This window comes from Streptomyces sp. NPDC059718, assembly GCF_042733315.1.
Classification (GTDB): domain Bacteria; phylum Actinomycetota; class Actinomycetes; order Streptomycetales; family Streptomycetaceae; genus Actinacidiphila.
Map to the genome: position 1 here is coordinate 16,578 of NZ_JBHWGA010000041.1, position 15,655 is coordinate 32,232.

Consider the following 15,655-nt stretch of genomic DNA (forward strand, 5'->3'; position numbering starts at 1 on the left):
AGTCCTGACCGCATCCGTCAACTCCAGCTTGGGCGGCGGGCCGGGCCGGGGCAGCCCGGGAACACCGCGCGGGGGCGGTGCGGGCGGTGTCACCTGCGCCGATCGTGGGACCCGGGCGAACGGCGTGGATGGCGCAACTACGGGCGGCGCAGTGGCAACTGTGATCATCCGCGTTGTCACCGCGTCCGCAGACAGCGTGGATTTCCGTCCGCGCTCGGCGAAAGGGCCGGACGGGTGAATACGGGCCCCCGGGGCCTGGGTACGGGATGCGCATGGAGATGCCGGGTGGGGGCGAAGGGGCGTGGTTGTTCCCTCTCGGGATGGGCCGAACGGTGTACCAGGCGCTGCGCGGATCCGCCCGCGGCCGGGGGCCGTTCCGCCGTCGCGGCGACCGGCGACCGGCGACCCGCGACCTGCCGACGCGGCGGTACGGCGGTGGGGCCTGTCCTCCTGGACGGCACCGGCGGGCTGTCCGACGAGGACCGCGCCGGCCGGCATGCCTCCGTGGGCCGGATCCGCGACGAATTGCGCGCCCTCGCGGCAGCACCCGGGCCCTGTCCGGCCCGCGCGAGCCCGGGACTAGGCTCGCGACGACGTCGTACCAGCTCGTCGCGGGTGCCGGGGCCCGCCGGGTGCCCGCACGGTCCGACCCACCAGCGAAGGGGATCCCATGACGCAGCCCGTCATCATCGGAAGCGAGCGCAGCGAGGTCGGACTGCCGGCCGGGATGGACGCCCTGCGGCGCGGCGGGACGGCGCTGGACGCCGTCGAGGCGGCGATGCGCCGCTGCGAGGACAACCTCACCGACCACTACGTCGGCACCGGCGGGCTGCCCAACGCGCAGGGCGTGGTCGAGCTGGACGCGTCGGTGATGACGGGCTCGGACCGCAGGTTCGGCGCGGTCGGCGCGCTGCGCGGGTTCCCGAACCCCATCTCGGTGGCGCGCGCGGTGATGGAGCGGCTGCCGCAGCACTGCCTGCTGGTGGGGGAGGGCGCGGCGCTGTTCGCCCGGGAGAACGGGTTCGAGGGCGCCGAACTGCTGACCGAGGAGTCCCGGGCCATGTGGCGCGAGCAGCTGCTGACCGCGGCCGAGGCGGTGGAGGGGGAGAACACCCCGGCCGTGGACGGTGACCACCGCTACCGGCGGGCGGCGCTGGAGCTGGTGCGTCGGATGGCGCCGCACGAGGGGCCGTGGGGGACGATCAACATCATCGCGCTGGACGCGCACGGCGAGATGTGCGTGGGCGTCTCGACCTCCGGCTACCCCTTCAAGTACCCGGGACGGGTGGGGGACTCCGCCGTCCCGGGGGCGGGCAACTGGTGCGACCTGCGCGGTGGCGGGGCGGCGTGCACCGGCCGCGGCGAGCTGAGCCTGCGCGGCGGCACGGCGCGTACGGTGGTCGACCTGCTGGCGCTGGGCAAGGAGCCCGCCGACGCGTGCCGGGTCGCCCTGGAGGAGGCGGCCGGCCTGCCCGACGAGTACCGGTCCGAGCTGCGGGCACTGGCGCTCACCCCGGACGGGCGGCACGGTGGCGCGGCCGGGCAGGAGGGCAGCGTCTACGCCGTGATGACCGACGCCTCCACCGAGCCGGAGCTCCGCCCGCGCACGCTGGTCTGAGGGGCCGTCCGGGCCTACGGCTGGGGCGCGATCAGTTCCCCGCTGGTCGCGTCCCGGATGGTGATGGCCTCCACCGGGCAGGACTCCGCGGCGTCGACCAGGAGCTCGTCCGGTTCGGCCGTCGGGTGCCTGGGGCAGGACTTGCGGTCGCGGAGCTCGAAATGCGCGGGGGCGATTCCGGCGCAGGAGCCGGTGCCGATGCAGGTCTTCCGGTCGACCTCGATCTGCCAGGTCATGATGCGTTTCCTCCGGTGTTGTCGTCAGGTCCGGTCCCAGATGACCGGCATCCGTTCGGGCCCGCGCAGGGCGACGCCCGACTTCCACGCGACGCTCTCGTCGGGTCCGGCGAGGCGCAGTCCGGGCAGCCGGTCGAGCAGGGTGCGCAGGGCCACCTGCAACTCCATGCGGGCCAGTTGGGCGCCCAGGCAGTGGTGCGGTCCGTGCCCGAACCCGACGTGGGAGGCCTCCTGGCGCAGCACGTCGAGCCGCTCGGGGTCGGTGTACACCGTTTCGTCGCGGTTGGCCGACACGGGGCAGACGACCACCGCCTCCCCGGCGCGTACGGTGCCGCCGCTGAGCTCGACGTCGTCCAGCGCGTAGCGGGGCATGCCCGCGCCGTTGCCCAGGGGGACGTAGCGCATGAGCTCCTCGACGGCGCCGGGGACCAGGCCGGGGTCGGCGCGTAGTGCCGCGAGCTGTCCGGGGTGGGTGAGCAGCGTGTAGACGAAGTTGGGGATCTGCGAGGCGGTGGTCTCGTGGCCCGCGACGAGCAGGGAGATCGCCAGGACCTGCAGTTCCCGTTCCGACAGCCGCTCGTCGTTGTCGCGGGCGTCGACGAGGGTGCCGAGGAGGTCGTCGTGCGGCGCGGCGCGGCGTTCGGCGATCAGGCCGGCCATGTAGGCCATCAGGGCGTCGGTGCAGTCCTGGACCTCCCGCGGGGTGTACTTCGTGGTGGACAGCAGCGCGTCGGACCAGGTGCGGAAGTCGGCCCGGTCGGCCAGGGGGACGCCGAGCAGTTCGCAGATGACGGTGACCGGCAGCGGCAGGGCGAAGTCCGCCACGAGGTCGGCCGGCGCGCCGCGCGCGACCATGCCGTCGGCCAGTTCGGCCGCGATCTGCTCGGTGCGGGGCCGCAGGCGTTCGATGTGCCGGGCGGTGAAGGCCTTGGCCACGATGCGCCGCAGCCGGGTGTGGTCCGGGGGGTCGAGGTCCAGGATGCTGCCCTCCAGGCCCCGGTGCGGCCGCAGGCGCGGCTCGTCGCGGTGGACGGCCTCGGCCCGGCTGAACCGGGGGTCGCCCAGGACGGTCCTGACGTCCTCGTACCGGGTGACCAGCCAGGCGGCCTCCCCGTAGGGGAACCGGACCCGGCACAGCGGCTCGTCCTTGCGCAGTTCGGCGAAGGCCGGGTCGACGGTCAGGCGGTCGGCTTCGGTGAAGGGGTAGTTCCGGGGCTCGGTCGCGGCCATGGCGCATGCCTCCAGTGAGCTCGGGGGGTCGGGTCCGGTCCTCACGACGGCCCGCGGGGACGCCGGGGCGCGGCGGGGCGGTCGGCGAGGGCGGGGCGCAGCAGGTGGCACAGGTCGTCGGCGAGGAGTTCCAGCGGGTCGTCGGTGTCGACCGGCAGGCCGCCGGCGATCCAGGCGGTGAGGAACGACCCGGTCTGGAGCACCGCCATCAGGGCCCGCTGCCGTGCCTGCGCGGGGGTGACGCCCTGCCAGCGCCGGGGCGGGGCCGTCAGCAGGGTGACGTAGCGTTCGTGCGCCGCCAGGTAGCGGTCGCGGGCGCTGGCGTCGTCACCGGCCGCGGACGGGGTGGCGGCCAGCAGTACGCGGATGGTCGGCGCGAGCGCCCGCCAGTTCGCCGCCGCGTGCTCCAGCCAGTCGCGGACGCCGGAGCGGGTCCACTTGGGGACGGCGGCCAGCTCGGCGTACAGACCGTCGGTGACCTGGTACACCCGGTCCGTCAGGGCGGCGATGACCTCCGCCTTGCCGCGGAAGTGCGCGTACACCGTGGCCCGGGTGACCCCGGCCGCGCGGGCGATGTCCTCCATGGTGGCGGCGACGAACGACTTGGTGGCGAAGACCTCGACCGCCCCGTCCAGGACCCGGTTGCGGGTCAGGTGCCGCTGCTGCGCGCGCAGGCTCACCCGCGGTGCGCCCACCGTGGTCGCGGATCCGGCATCCGCCGGCCGACGACGTTCCATGAGGAAAGTCTACAAAACGACATCAATCTGTACATTTTGTGTACGGCGGCGGTGGGCCTGCCGCGGGGCGGTCAGCCGTGGTTGCGGGGATGGGCGCGGGCGGTGCGTTCGTTGCCCCGTTTGTAGTTGCCGGTCCAGCGGGCCATCACCAGCTGGGCGTCACCGCGCTCCACTTCCTCCAGGAACCGCTCCGCGCGCTCCCCGCGCAGGACGGCGGCGGTGTGCGCGCCGTGGGTGACGACCACGGTGCCGTCGCCGCTCCGGCGGTAGGAGAATCCGTGAGGTCGTGGCATGGCGGTGAGCGTAGGGCCGGGCCGCGTCCGCGCGACAGGGATTTTAGGGGGCGTCGCGGCTCACGACGCGCGGCGAGCGCAGGGCCAGGGCGGCGATGTCGTCCTCCAGCCGCCCGCCGCTGTAGTGCACCAGTTCCCGGTGCAGCCGGTCCAGCAGTTCGCGGGGCGCTGCGGGGCCCTGGCGCCGCAGCCAGTCCGGCAGCGCGAAGAACGCCCCGGCGCGGTCGCGGGTCTCGGTGACGCCGTCGGTGTAGAGCAGCAGCTGGTCGCCGGCGGTGAAGGCGTGGGTGTCCACGGCGTACGTGTCCCCGATGAGGTCGGCGAGGTTCAGCGGTGCGGAGGCGGCGGTCGGCTCCAGCACCCGGATGCGGCCGGCGTGCATGAGGATCGGCGGAGGATGCCCGCAGTTGAGCAGTCGCAGGCGGCCGCCGCCGTGCGGGATCTCGGCGATCACGGCGGTGGCGAAGCGCTCCGGCAGGTCCGGGCCGGGATAGCCGGAGCTGTGCCGGATGATGCTGGTCTCCAGACGGCGGACGATGCCCCGCAGGTCCGGCTCGTCGTGCGCCGCCTCGCGGAAGCAGCTGCTGAGCGCGGAGGCCGCGCCCACGGCGGACAGCCCTTTGCCGCGCACGTCGCCGATGAGCAGCCGCACGCCGTGGGACGTGTCGGCCACCTCGTAGAAGTCGCCGCCGATGCGCGCCTGCTCCTGTGCCGCCAGGTACAGCGACTCGATCTCCAGGCCCTGGATGCGCCGCGGCAGCGGCCGCAGCAGTACCGTCTGCGCCGCGTCGGCGACCGTCCGGGCGTGGAAGAGCGCCTCCTCGCGCTGGATCCGCACGTGGCTGGCGTACGCCGCCGCCAGGGTGACCGCGACGATCGCGGCCCCGGTGTACGGGGTGCCGAGGTCGGTGTAGACGAAGCTCAGGCCCACCATGACCAGCAGGCAGAACGCGCCCAGCAGCACGGTCGGCAGCACCGGCCACATCGCGGCGGCCAGGGCGGGCGCGACGGGCAGCAGGCGGCTGATCGCGATCTCGCGCGGGGTGGCGAACGCCAGGGCGGCGATGAGCACGCTCAGGATCACCGGGGACAGCCAGGGAGCCTCCCAGCGGCCGTCGAGGCGGGCGCGTCGGCGCCGCGGCCATCCGGACATGATCACGAAGCGCATCATACCGGGGCAAAAGGGAAGGAAGGTCGTCCTTCCGGCCGGACGGACCAGCCGACCACCCCGGAGCGCGGCCCGGGGTGGTCGGAGGTCGTCAGGGGCGGCCTGGCGGTGCCGGCCCGTGTCAGTCCTGGGCGCGGCGACCCGGCAGGACCTGGATCGTGTCGCCGACGGCGCGCTCACCGGTCGCGTCGGACGGGACGTTGACCAGGGCGCCCCCGACCACCATCGCCGACGAGCCGCCGCCGTCCAGGTTGAGGGCCTGCACCGCGCCCAGCGACCGCATGAACCGCGCCGCCTCGCCGAGGGTGAAGCCCTCGCTCACCCCGGGCTGCCGCCCGTCCACGGTGACCAGCAGCAGACGGCCCCGCCGGTCGATGCCGGCCATCGTCCGCGGCTGGCGCACGTTGGACCACGCGAAACCGAACGACAGGTCCAGCGGGTCCAAGGTGCCCTCGGTGGTCGCGTCGATGTGGACGCGGCCGTCCTCGACCAGGGTGGGCGCCGCGCTCACGATGCTGTCGCCGGGACCGAGCTTGACCTGGCGCCCCTCGGCGTCCCGGACGCTCTCCCGCACGACCAGCCGCTTGCCGCTCCGCGCGTGCTCGGTCAGCCACGTCGCCGCCGCGCCGGTGCCCTGCAGCACCGAGCCGCGCTCGGGGACGGAGCCGCCGCGGGCGCCGGTGGAGAGCACCGTCCCGTGCGCGTCGAGCAGCACCTGCACACCGGTGCCCGTGGGCAGCGTCGTGCGGAAGGCGGGGGTGAACTCCACCAGGTCGTCGGCCAGGGTGCAGGTCGTGTCGTGGCGGGGCTGCTCGGTCGGGACGCCGCCGGGGCGGCCGCAGTTGCGGACCTTGCCCGGCACGCGGTTGATGCCCTGCACCGCGTATTGGGCGGAGCCGGCCCGCACGGTGACCGTGGTGGACAGGTCCGCGATCCGCGGCCGCCGCCCGCCGTCGCCGAGGACGAGCGCCGCACGCGAGCCGACCGCCATCGACTCCAGCCGGCCGTCCACCGCGGACAGACCCGCGACGGTGCCCTGGACGCCGTCGGCGTCCGAGGTGATGAAGAAGCCGCCGTTGACGCCGAGCAGCGACCCCAGCCGGCCGGCGACCGCGGAGGTCTTCTCCCGGTCGGCGACGTTGCCGCCGTCGCTCACCTCGACCGACCCGCGCAGCCGGGCCGGGTCCACCACGGCGACGTGGATGTGCTCGCCGTCGGCGGCCTGCCGTCCGTCGTAACCGGTCCACTCCGTCGACGTACGGAAACCGGCGGCCGTGACCGCGGTGTTCGCCGGGCCCGCCTCGGCCTGCGTGGCGTACCGGCCGACCCGGACCTGCCAGCCCATCACACCGCGCGGGGTGTCGGCGTAGGTGTCCCACTCCACCGACTCCAGCCGCGGCTCGAACCCGGCCGCCCGCAGCCGCGCGGCGGTCGCGTCGGCCCAGGCGCGGTCACCCAGCGGAGCCCACGTGGCGGCTCCCGTCAGCCGGTTGACGGCGGGGGCCTGCACGGTCACCGTCCACACCCCGGCGGCCGAGGGGTCCCGCAGCACGCCGCTGCGGACCTGCAGACCGGGCGCCACCTGCTGCGTCGTCCACGCGATCCCGTGCGTGCCGGTAACGGCGGGCGACTGCGCCCCCGCGACGGTCGTCGGGACGACGGCGACCAGCGTGAGGGCGGCGGCGAACACCGCCCCCCTCCGCGCGGTCTGCCCCACCCGGCGCGACCTGTCGCGCGGTTCGGTGGCTGTGACGGACATACGCTCTCCTGACGTTGGGTTCCACCGGGGGCGGCGCCTGGCGCGGCCCGGTCCTTGATGTCATCACAGACCCGCACGGGTACGGGCGGCCCACGCGACGACGGCCCCTCGGGGAACCCTCGGTGACAACCGGGCGCGAGCAGGTCGCAGTTGCGCGCGGCCGCGCCGCCGGACCCACCCCGGTCGCGGTGGCGGCGAGAGGGCCAGGTAAGAACATGGCGTGACCTTCGTACCCTCCGTCCCCCGGCGGCCCTGATGCCCTCGCTCGACCCGGCGCAGTGGGCCGTGGCGCTGCTCGCCCTCTTCCTCGTCGGCTATTCCAAGACCGGGGTGTCCGGGGCCGGAACGGTGGGGGTGGCGCTGTTCGCGCTGGTGCTGCCGGCCAAGCTGTCCACCGGCGTGCTGCTGCCGCTGCTCCTGGTCGGCGACGTGGTGGCCGTGGCCGCCTACCGACGGCACGCCGACTGGGGGCGGCTGGTGCGGCTCCTCCCGTGGGTGGTGGCCGGGGTGCTGCTGGGCGCGCTCGTCGTCGACCGGATCGACGACACACGGATGCGGGAACTCATCGGCGCGCTGCTGCTGCTGATGCTCGCCGTCCACTGGTGGAGCCGGCGCCGGGGCCCGGACGACCCGGTCGCCCAGCACAGGGCCGTCGCCGCGGGCGCCGGGATCCTCGCGGGCTTCGCCACGATGACGGCCAACGCGGCGGGCCCCATCATGGCGCTGTACTTCCTGGCCGTGGGGCTGCCGATGCTGGGCTTCCTCGGCACCAGCGCCTGGTTCTTCCTGCTGCTCAACGCCTTCAAGGTGCCCTTCAGCGTGGCCCTGGGGCTGATCACGCCCGACACGCTGGCCTTCGGCGCGATGGCCGCCCCGGCGGTGCTGGCGGGGGCCGCCGCCGGCCGCGCGACCATCAGCCGCATCAGCCCGAAGGTCTTCGAGCGCGTCACCGTCGGCCTGACCCTCCTCGCGGCGGTACGGCTCGTCACCCTCTGAGCGGTCCGCATGGCGGGGGCAGGGCGTTGCGGCTCAGGTGACGATCGCGGTGATCAGCCGCCGGCAGCGCTCCGCCATCGCCTGCGCGGACTCGCCGGGATGGTGGATCCACCAGGTGACCAGGGTGCTGACGGTGCCGGTCCACAGGTGCTTGAGCGCGTCGGAGTCCAGCGGGTCCCCGATCCCGCGGGCGGCGAGGAACTCCGCGCTGCCCGCGGCCGCCAGCCCGTCGATGGCGGCGCGGTGGCGCTCGGCCGCCGCGCGCAGCGGACCCGTGGCGGGCAACGTCCGGTCGTAGAGCACGAACCAGGCGTGGCGCTGCCCCTCCAGCGTGGTGAAGATCGCGCGCAGCACGGACAACGGCGTCCCCAGCGAGGTGACGCCCGGGACCAGCGCGTCGGTCAGCGTGCGCGTCAGCGAACCGGCGACCCGCTCCAAGGCCGCGGCGTACAGCGCGTCCTTGGACCCGAAGTACTGGTACAGCAGCGGCTTGGTGACCCCGACCCGCTCGGCGATGGCCGCCATCGACGCACCGCCGTAGCCACGGCGGCCGAACTCCTCGACGGCCGCGGTCAGCAGTTGCTCCTCGCGCTCGGCGCGGGGCACGCCCTTGGTCCCGGCGGTACGGGTTCTCGCGCTCGCCACGCCCGTGATTGTAGGCAACGAACTGACCGCGAGGTCAGTTCACCCCTCCCCAACGATATGACCCGGTGGTAATTTACCCATGGGTCATATCGAGGAGAGGCGAAGGGCGGGACACGCATGGCGCGCACGGGCACACGGTCGTGGTGGGGATGGGGCACCGTCGAGGACGCGGTGCGGGGCGCCGAACGCACCGCGCTGACCGGCCGGGTGGCCGGACTGCTCCCGGACGCCGACCTCACCGTCCACCTCCCTCCGGACGTCGCCTCCCTCGCCCTGCCGCCGGTACGGGTCAAGGCCCCGCCGTCGCTGGCCCACCTGTGCTCGCACACCCCGCACGACCGCGCCGCGCACACCCACGGCAAGGCCTTCCGGGACGTCGTCCGCAACCTCCACGGCGACCTGCGCCACGCCCCCGACCTCGTCGCCCGCCCCCGCACCGAGCAGGACGTCGTCGACCTCCTCGACTGGTGCTCACGCGAGGGGATCGCCGTCATCCCCTTCGGCGGCGGCAGTTCCGTCGTCGGCGGCGTGGAACCCCGCCTCCCCGACGGACGCCCTGCGGTGACGCTCGACATGGAGCGCCTCGACCGCGTCCTGGAGACCGACCCCGTGAGCCGGTCGGCCCGCATCCAGGCCGGCGTGCTCGGCCCGCATCTGGAGGACCAGCTGCGGCCCTCCGGCCTGACGCTGCGCCACTTCCCGCAGTCGTTCGAGTACTCCACCCTCGGGGGCTGGCTGGCCACCCGGGCGGGCGGCCACTACGCCACCCTCTACACCCACATCGACGACCTGACGCAGGCACTGCGCGTCGTGACCCCGTCCGGCACCGGCGAGTCGAGGCGACTGCCCGCCTCGGGCGCGGGGCCCTCGCCCGACCGGATGTTCCTCGGTTCGGAGGGAACCCTCGGGATCATCACCGAGGCCTGGATGCGCCTTCAGCGACGCCCCCGGTGGCGGGCGAACGCCTCCGTCCACTTCGCCGACTTCACGGCCGCCGTCACCGCCACCCGCGCCCTGGCCCAGTCCGGGCTCCACCCGTCGAACTGCCGCCTGCTGGACCCCGCCGAGGCACTCGTCAACGCGGGCGTCACCACGGGCGGCAGCGTCCTGATCCTGGCCTTCGAGTCCGCCGACCACCCGTTGGGACCCTGGATGGACCGCGCCCTGGAACTGTGCCGCGACCACGGCGGCCACGTGCCCGAGCCGGCCCGGCACACCGACACCGGCGCGGGTGGCGACGCCGACGCGGGCGGGGGCGCCGGGACCGACCGGTCCTGGCGCTCGTCCTTCCTCCGCATGCCCTACCAGCGCGACGCCCTGGCCCAGCAGTCCCTGGTCGTGGAGACCTTCGAGACCGCCTGCACCTGGGACCGGTTCGAGGAACTCCACGCGGCGGTCACCCACGCCGCGAACGAGGCGATCCGCACCACCTGCGGCACCGGAGTGGTCACCTGCCGGTTCAGCCACGTCCACCCCGACGGGCCCGCCCCCTACTTCGGCGTGTACGCCGCGGGCCGCTGGGGCAGCACGGTCGCCCAGTGGGACGACATCAAGTCCGCCGTCTCCCAGGCCATCGCCGACCACGGCGGCACGATCACCCACCACCACGCCGTCGGCCGCGACCACCGCCCCTGGTACGACACCCAGCGCCCCGACCCCTTCGCCGCCGCCCTCAGCGCCGCCAAGTCCGCCCTGGACCCGGCGGGCATCCTCAACCCGGGTGTCCTGCTGCCGGCGCGCTGACAGCGGCGGGCTGCTCGTGGGCAGGCAATGAGCAGCCGCCACAACCGAGTCGCGCTGCCCCTGTGGCGCGCCGCGTAGCGCCTTCCCGCGCGCGGCCGGAGCGGTCAACGCCCGATCGGCTCGGGCGGCGGCGGCGCCGGGGCCGGGTCGGTGGGCGCGGCGGCCGGGCGGCCGTGGGGGAGGCGGCGTACGGCCGCGGAGGCCATCGGGGCCAGGGCCGCGGCGGCGTACACGGCTCCGGCGGCCGCGGCGACCCGGAACCCCCCGATGCGGTCGGCGAGCGGCCCCACGCTGAGCTGGCCGACGGGAATGGCGACGTAGGACAGCAGGTCGTCGAAGGACGACACACGCGACAGGGTGCCGGATGGAACGTGCTCCTGGAGGGAGGTGTCCCAGCCGACGCCCGCGACCGACGAGCCCAGCCCGGCGGTGAAGGCGGCGGCGATCAGCCACGGGGCACCCAGGTGCGCACCGAGCGCGAGCAGGGGCAGCGCGCCGAGCACGCCCGCCAGCACACCCAGCCGCAGCAGGTGACGGGCCGCCAGCCGGTACATCAGCGTGCTCATCACCAGCAGTCCGGCGCCGCGTGCGCTGAGCACGAAGCCCCAGGCGGCCTCGCCGGCGATCTGCCGGGTGAGCACCGGGCCCAGGATCTGCCAGGTGCCGACCTGCACCAGGTTGACCACGCAGAAGCACAGCGACACCGTCCACACCCAGCGGATCCGGCGGTACGCGGCCCAGCCCTCGCGGATGTCGGCGAGCAGACCCGAGGGACGACGTGCGGCGGTGGGGGCGCTGAGGGACGACAGGCGGGTGAGGCACCCGGCGGCGAGGAGGTAGGTCAGCGCGTCGAAGGCGATGGCCGGTCCGCCGCCGACGGACGCCGCCAGGACCCCGGACAGGCTCGGCCCGAGGATCTTCGTGGCGTTGCGTGCCGAGCCCAGCAGCGCGTTCGCCTGCCGGATCCGGTCCCCGGGGACGAGTTCGGGCACGATGCCGCGCAGCGCGGGCGTGGTGAAGGCGGCGAGGACGCCGTTGAGGAACCCCAGCGCGGCCACCGGCCACAGGGCGTACCGCCCGGTCAGCAGCAGCGCGGCGACGGCGCCCTGGGTGACGGCCGAACCGAGGTTCGCCGCCACCAGCACCGTGCGGCGCGGCAGACGGTCGGCCGTGGCGCCCCCGACGAGCAGGAACACCAGCAGCGGCACCATGTACGCGGTGAGGACGACACCGAGGTCGCCGAGGGCGGCCGAGGCGTCGAGGACCGCGAACGCCAGGGCGACGGGGGCCATCGCGGTGCCGAGCAGGGACACCGTCTGGGCGGTGAGGAACCAGCGGAAGTCCCGGTGCGGCGGAAGGGATGCGAGCACGGGCGGAGTCTGCTGGAGGCGCCGGGCGGGGCACTATCGTTTCGGCGGGAGGCGAAAGATGACCTTGTTGCGGCTGAGCCCGCTGGCCCTGTCGCGGTCCCGGTTCGCCCTGTCGCCGCTGGCCGAGACCTTGGCGTCGCTGCGCGTGCTGGGCGCCGGGTACTGCGACCCGTGGCTGGCCTCCTGGTACGACCGCCACCATGGCGCGTTCCGCGCCGCGCTCGACGCCGACCCCTTCGCGAAGGGCCTGGTGCGGCTGCTGGCGTCCACGAAGTGGATGCCGGCGCACATCGTCCTGCCGCCGGCGGGCGGCATGCGGACCGCGATCGACGGCGAACTGGCCGATGTGGCCCGGGTGCCCGACGCGCGGGTGCGCGCCGAGCTGGAGAAGTCGGTGGCGCACAGCTGGGAGGAGCACGACCTCGGCTGGCTGACCGGAAGCGGCTGGGCGGCCAGGACCGCCGAGCTCTTCGGGCGCACCTGGACCGCGCACGTCGCTCCCGACTGGCCGCGCCGCCGTGCCCTGCTGGAGCGGGACGTCACCTACCGGGCAGGGCTGCTCGCCGCCTACGGCTGGCCGCGCGCGCTGGAGCACATGAGCCGGCACAGCGCCTGGGTCGGCGCGGACGCGATCCGCTTCAGCCACCGGGGCTCCCCGGACCGGGTCGTCGGCGACGAGGGCATGCTGTTCGTACCGGTCGCCGCCGTGTCCCGGGGCACGTGGCTGTGCGAGGCGCCGCCGGCGTCGTACGCGCTGGTCTACCCGGCCCGCGGAGCCGCCGCGGCCGCGGGACGCGCGGAACCCGGGCCCGCTCTGGGACGGCTGATCGGCACCGGCCGCGCGGCGATCCTCCACGAACTGGAGCGCCCCGCCACCACCAGCGAACTCGCCGCCCACCTCGGCCTGTCCCTCGGCACCGTCGGCGGCCACCTGGCGGTGCTGCGGGATGCCGGACTGGTCACCGGCACCCGTGTCGACCGGCGCGTGGTCTACCGGCGCACCGCCTCCGGGGACCTCCTCGCCGGAGGTGCGGACGCCTGAACGCGGCACTCCCCAGGCCACGGGGGGAGACCTGGGGAGTGTGCGGAGATCATCGTCCCTCGAACGGCCGTACGTCAAGTCGACGGCGCGGGTGGGTAGTTGGCCCCGGTCCGGTACGCCGTCCGAGGCGAGGGCGATGATCACAGGACCGGGCAGGGTTGATACGGTCCAGGCTGCCGGGGGACGGCAACGACGGGTGCCTGGAGAGGAGACGCGGCCATGCGGGGCGTAGGCGTACCGGAGGAGGAACTCACGGCGTACGCACGCGTGCTGGGGGAGGTCTCGGGGACGGGCCGGCGGCTGCGACGGGACGAGCTGGACGCGCTCCGCGCCTGCGGCGAGCGCGCGGGCGGTCAGGGGTACGGGCTGCGCGACCTCGTCGGCGCCTACCTGACGGCGACCCGCGACGCGTGGGGCTCGCTGCGGGGCGTCGCTGCCGCAGACACCGCCACCGAGGTGCAGCGGGCCGGCGAGGCGGTGCTGACCGCCCTCGACGCCGCGGTGGTCGCGCTTGGCGAGGGCCACGAACGCGCCCAGCGGCTCCTGGTCCGCCAGGAGGAGGCGGCCCGGAGGGAGTTCGTCGACGACCTGCTGTACGGGCGCAGCGACCCGGGACGGCTCGCCGAGCGCGCCGAGCGGTTCGGGCTGCGGCTGGGCCGCGGGCACGCGGTGGCGGTGGCGCGCGGCGTGGACGCGTACGAGGACAGCCAGCCCGCGGTGCGGCGCATCGAGCGGGAACTGGCGGGCCGCTTCGGCGACCGCGACGTCCTGGTGGCCGGAAAGGACGGCCGGCTGGTGTGCATCGCCCCCGGCAGCGAGCGTGCCGTCTTCGAGGCGTTCGCCGACACGGCGCTGCGCCCCGGGCCCGGGTACGGGGCGGCCCGCCGGGTGGCGGTCGGCCGCACCCACTCCGGCACGAGCGGCATCGTGCGCAGCTACGAGGAGGCCCTCGGGGCACTGGACGTCGCCGACCGGCTGCGCCTGCATCCGCCCGTGCTGCGCGCCGAGGAACTGCTGGTCTTCCCCGTGCTGATGCGGGACCGGGCCGCCATGGCCGACCTCGTCCGCGCCGTGCTGGGGCCGCTGGAGCAGGCCCGGGGCGGGGCCGGACCGCTGCTGGAGACGATCACCGCGCATGCGGAGGCCGGGCACGTCAACGCGGAGGCGGCGCGTCGACTGGGCCTCGGGGTGCGGACGTTCACGTACCGCCTGGAGCGGATCAAGGTGCTGACCGGCTACGACCCGGGCGATCCGCTGCACCGCTACACCCTGGAGACCGCGGCGATGGGCGCCCGGCTGCTCGGCTGGCCCGACCAACCGCTCTAGCGCAAAAGGTTGCGCCGTCAACAGGCCGTCAACAAGGCGTCAAGACTGCCGGGAACCGGCAATGTGTACCGGCCACCTGCCCTGCCAGCATCGTCACGGCGCCGGGAACGGAGCCGGTGCACGAAGCGGGAGAGGGCGGGGATGCCCGGTCCTGTCCGGCTTCGCGCTCGTGGGCCATCAGGGACCGGGGGAGTGTCCCGATCGGTGGCTTGGACGTCGACGCCCTCGGCGGGGGACACGGGGGTTCGGGGGAGAGGGTGTCGACGCCCACCACGGCGACCACGAGGACGCGGTGCCTTTGTGACCCATCGCCGTCGCGCGCCGCTCAGCCCCGCATGCGGGCGGAGGCGCCGGGCCGGGTGTAGGCCTGCCGGGGGGCGAGCGCGTCGTGGCCGCCCGCGCAGACGACGACCGCCTCGACGGGCTCGTCGCAGTCGCGGTGGCGGACCTCCAGGGGCGGGCCCTCCGGGTCGGCGGTGTAGCGGTCGCCCCACTGCTTGAGGGCGATCATCGCGGGCCACAGGTCCCAGCCCTTGGATGTGAGCCGGTACTCGTTGCGGGTACGGCTGCCCGGCTCGCGGTACGGGACGGCGTCCAGGATGCCCGCGGCGACCAGCTTGCGCAGCCGGTCCGCCAGCACCGCCTCGGACAGCCCCATGTGACGGCGGAAGTCGTCGAAGCGGCGTACCCCGTTCATGGCGTCGCGCAGCACCAGCAGCGACCACTTCTCGCCGACGAGGTCGAGGGTGCGCTGCACCGTGCAGTTCTCGGTACCGGTCTCCAGCCAGGTCATGCGGTCATCGTAGGCTGGCTTCGGCATTGACATCCAGAGGTGCGACTGGCTAACTTCGGATGTCGAAGTCAGTAGGTCAGGGAGGGCACGTCCAATGGCGAGGTCGCGTACGTTCGAATGGGGGGACCCCAAGGTCTCCGCGGCCGCGGTCGGCCGCACGAGCGGTCTGGAGTTCCTCCGCGACGTGCTGGCCGGACGCCTTCCCGCACCGCCCATCGCCTCGACCCTCGGGTTCACCCTGGAGGAGGTCGAGGAGGGCCGCGCGGTCTTCGCCATGGAACCGGGGGAGGAGCACTACAACCCCATCGGCAGCGTCCACGGCGGCGTCTACGCCACCCTCCTCGACTCGGCCGCCGGCTGCGCCGTGCAGTCCGTCCTCCCGGAGGGCATGGGCTACACCTCGCTCGACCTGAACCTGAAGTTCCTGCGCCCGATCACCGTCGACACCGGCAAGGTCCGCGCCGTCGGCACCGTCCTCAACCAGGGCCGCCGCACCGCCCTCGCCCAGGCCGAGCTGTTCGACGCGACGGACCGCCTGCTCGCCCACGCCACGAGCAGCTGCATGCTCTTCCCCGTCCCCACGCGCTGACCGGCACGCGGGCCGGGAACGGCGGGCGTCGCCCTGCCGGCTACCCGACCCGGCAGTGGACGCCCTCGCCACGGCGTCCGGCCTCGCCGCCAGCCGCGGCGAGAGCGCGA

At 74.6% G+C, this 15,655-nt stretch carries 15 protein-coding genes; 6 read left to right on the forward strand and 9 right to left on the reverse strand.

What is annotated here, in order from left to right; translation table 11 throughout:
- The first annotated feature begins 670 nt into the window (after positions 1-670).
- On the forward strand, positions 671-1,618 hold the full coding sequence (locus tag ACFV3E_RS34495; protein WP_500538547.1) for a glycosylasparaginase: 948 nt from the start codon (positions 671-673) through the stop codon (positions 1,616-1,618).
- Positions 1,619-1,632: 14 nt separating this feature from the next.
- On the opposite strand, the gene ACFV3E_RS34500 is transcribed toward ACFV3E_RS34495, so the two are convergent.
- The 6 genes from ACFV3E_RS34500 to ACFV3E_RS34525 all read right to left on the reverse strand — a co-directional run bounded on the left by ACFV3E_RS34500 (position 1,633) and on the right by ACFV3E_RS34525 (position 7,041).
- Positions 1,633-1,854 carry a ferredoxin gene (locus ACFV3E_RS34500; protein ID WP_500538549.1) on the reverse strand — a complete coding sequence of 74 codons (222 nt, stop codon included), beginning with the start codon at positions 1,852-1,854 and terminating at the stop codon, positions 1,633-1,635.
- A gap of 24 nt (positions 1,855-1,878) precedes the next feature.
- On the reverse strand, positions 1,879-3,084 hold the full coding sequence (locus ACFV3E_RS34505) for a cytochrome P450 (RefSeq protein ID WP_500538551.1): 1,206 nt from the start codon (positions 3,082-3,084) through the stop codon (positions 1,879-1,881).
- A 41-nt stretch (positions 3,085-3,125) separates the two neighbouring features.
- The gene (locus ACFV3E_RS34510; protein WP_500538553.1) at positions 3,126-3,821 is read right to left on the reverse strand and encodes a TetR/AcrR family transcriptional regulator; all 696 of its coding nucleotides are present in this window, start codon (positions 3,819-3,821) and stop codon (positions 3,126-3,128) included.
- 71 nt (positions 3,822-3,892) lie between these two features.
- Positions 3,893-4,114 (reverse strand): hypothetical protein, encoded by a 222-nt coding sequence (locus ACFV3E_RS34515; RefSeq protein ID WP_500538555.1) that lies wholly within the window; start codon positions 4,112-4,114, stop codon positions 3,893-3,895.
- Positions 4,115-4,157: 43 nt separating this feature from the next.
- Positions 4,158-5,273: a PP2C family protein-serine/threonine phosphatase gene (locus tag ACFV3E_RS34520; RefSeq protein ID WP_500538557.1), complete on the reverse strand. Its 1,116-nt coding sequence runs from the start codon at positions 5,271-5,273 to the stop codon at positions 4,158-4,160.
- A 130-nt stretch (positions 5,274-5,403) separates the two neighbouring features.
- Positions 5,404-7,041 (reverse strand): phosphodiester glycosidase family protein, encoded by a 1,638-nt coding sequence (locus ACFV3E_RS34525; RefSeq protein ID WP_500538559.1) that lies wholly within the window; start codon positions 7,039-7,041, stop codon positions 5,404-5,406.
- Positions 7,042-7,296: 255 nt separating this feature from the next.
- On the opposite strand from ACFV3E_RS34525, the gene ACFV3E_RS34530 reads away from it, so the two are divergent.
- Positions 7,297-8,037 (forward strand): TSUP family transporter, encoded by a 741-nt coding sequence (locus tag ACFV3E_RS34530; RefSeq protein ID WP_500538561.1) that lies wholly within the window; start codon positions 7,297-7,299, stop codon positions 8,035-8,037.
- A 33-nt stretch (positions 8,038-8,070) separates the two neighbouring features.
- On the opposite strand, the gene ACFV3E_RS34535 is transcribed toward ACFV3E_RS34530, so the two are convergent.
- Positions 8,071-8,682 (reverse strand): TetR/AcrR family transcriptional regulator, encoded by a 612-nt coding sequence (locus tag ACFV3E_RS34535; protein WP_500538563.1) that lies wholly within the window; start codon positions 8,680-8,682, stop codon positions 8,071-8,073.
- A gap of 117 nt (positions 8,683-8,799) precedes the next feature.
- Here ACFV3E_RS34535 and ACFV3E_RS34540 point away from each other — a divergent pair, with 117 nt between their 5' ends.
- Positions 8,800-10,425: an FAD-binding oxidoreductase gene (locus tag ACFV3E_RS34540; protein ID WP_500538565.1), complete on the forward strand. Its 1,626-nt coding sequence runs from the start codon at positions 8,800-8,802 to the stop codon at positions 10,423-10,425.
- Positions 10,426-10,529: 104 nt separating this feature from the next.
- Here the strand turns inward: ACFV3E_RS34540 and ACFV3E_RS34545 are convergent, their stop codons facing one another.
- A complete protein-coding gene (locus ACFV3E_RS34545) occupies positions 10,530-11,795 on the reverse strand; it encodes an MFS transporter (RefSeq protein ID WP_500538567.1) in 1,266 nt (421 codons plus the stop codon).
- A gap of 58 nt (positions 11,796-11,853) precedes the next feature.
- Between ACFV3E_RS34545 and ACFV3E_RS34550 the strand changes: the two genes are divergently transcribed.
- Together ACFV3E_RS34550 and ACFV3E_RS34555 are read left to right on the forward strand one after the other, a co-directional pair.
- A complete protein-coding gene (locus ACFV3E_RS34550) occupies positions 11,854-12,837 on the forward strand; it encodes a helix-turn-helix domain-containing protein (RefSeq protein WP_500538569.1) in 984 nt (327 codons plus the stop codon).
- A 219-nt stretch (positions 12,838-13,056) separates the two neighbouring features.
- Entirely contained in the window at positions 13,057-14,163 is a 1,107-nt protein-coding gene (locus ACFV3E_RS34555) for a PucR family transcriptional regulator (protein WP_500538571.1), read from the forward strand.
- 325 nt (positions 14,164-14,488) lie between these two features.
- On the opposite strand, the gene ACFV3E_RS34560 is transcribed toward ACFV3E_RS34555, so the two are convergent.
- Positions 14,489-14,956, reverse strand: a complete 468-nt coding sequence (locus ACFV3E_RS34560; protein WP_500538573.1) for a winged helix-turn-helix transcriptional regulator — start codon at positions 14,954-14,956, stop codon at positions 14,489-14,491.
- A 94-nt stretch (positions 14,957-15,050) separates the two neighbouring features.
- On the opposite strand from ACFV3E_RS34560, the gene ACFV3E_RS34565 reads away from it, so the two are divergent.
- Positions 15,051-15,545 carry a PaaI family thioesterase gene (locus ACFV3E_RS34565; RefSeq protein ID WP_500538575.1) on the forward strand — a complete coding sequence of 165 codons (495 nt, stop codon included), beginning with the start codon at positions 15,051-15,053 and terminating at the stop codon, positions 15,543-15,545.
- The last annotated feature ends 110 nt before the right edge of the window (positions 15,546-15,655 follow it).

Excerpts from the sequence above, each read along its gene's own strand:
- ACFV3E_RS34550 (WP_500538569.1), top strand. The coding sequence starts at position 11,854 with ATGACCTTGTTGCGGCTGAGCCCGCTGGCCCTGTCGCGGTCCCGGTTC.
- ACFV3E_RS34510 (WP_500538553.1), bottom strand. The coding sequence starts at position 3,821 with ATGGAACGTCGTCGGCCGGCGGATGCCGGATCCGCGACCACGGTGGGC.
- ACFV3E_RS34560 (WP_500538573.1), bottom strand. The coding sequence starts at position 14,956 with ATGACCTGGCTGGAGACCGGTACCGAGAACTGCACGGTGCAGCGCACC.
- ACFV3E_RS34525 (WP_500538559.1), bottom strand. The coding sequence starts at position 7,041 with ATGTCCGTCACAGCCACCGAACCGCGCGACAGGTCGCGCCGGGTGGGG.
- ACFV3E_RS34555 (WP_500538571.1), top strand. The coding sequence starts at position 13,057 with ATGCGGGGCGTAGGCGTACCGGAGGAGGAACTCACGGCGTACGCACGC.
- ACFV3E_RS34530 (WP_500538561.1), top strand. The coding sequence starts at position 7,297 with ATGCCCTCGCTCGACCCGGCGCAGTGGGCCGTGGCGCTGCTCGCCCTC.
- ACFV3E_RS34495 (WP_500538547.1), top strand. The coding sequence starts at position 671 with ATGACGCAGCCCGTCATCATCGGAAGCGAGCGCAGCGAGGTCGGACTG.
- ACFV3E_RS34540 (WP_500538565.1), top strand. The coding sequence starts at position 8,800 with ATGGCGCGCACGGGCACACGGTCGTGGTGGGGATGGGGCACCGTCGAG.
- ACFV3E_RS34500 (WP_500538549.1), bottom strand. The coding sequence starts at position 1,854 with ATGACCTGGCAGATCGAGGTCGACCGGAAGACCTGCATCGGCACCGGC.
- ACFV3E_RS34565 (WP_500538575.1), top strand. The coding sequence starts at position 15,051 with ATGGCGAGGTCGCGTACGTTCGAATGGGGGGACCCCAAGGTCTCCGCG.
- ACFV3E_RS34505 (WP_500538551.1), bottom strand. The coding sequence starts at position 3,084 with ATGGCCGCGACCGAGCCCCGGAACTACCCCTTCACCGAAGCCGACCGC.
- ACFV3E_RS34515 (WP_500538555.1), bottom strand. The coding sequence starts at position 4,114 with ATGCCACGACCTCACGGATTCTCCTACCGCCGGAGCGGCGACGGCACC.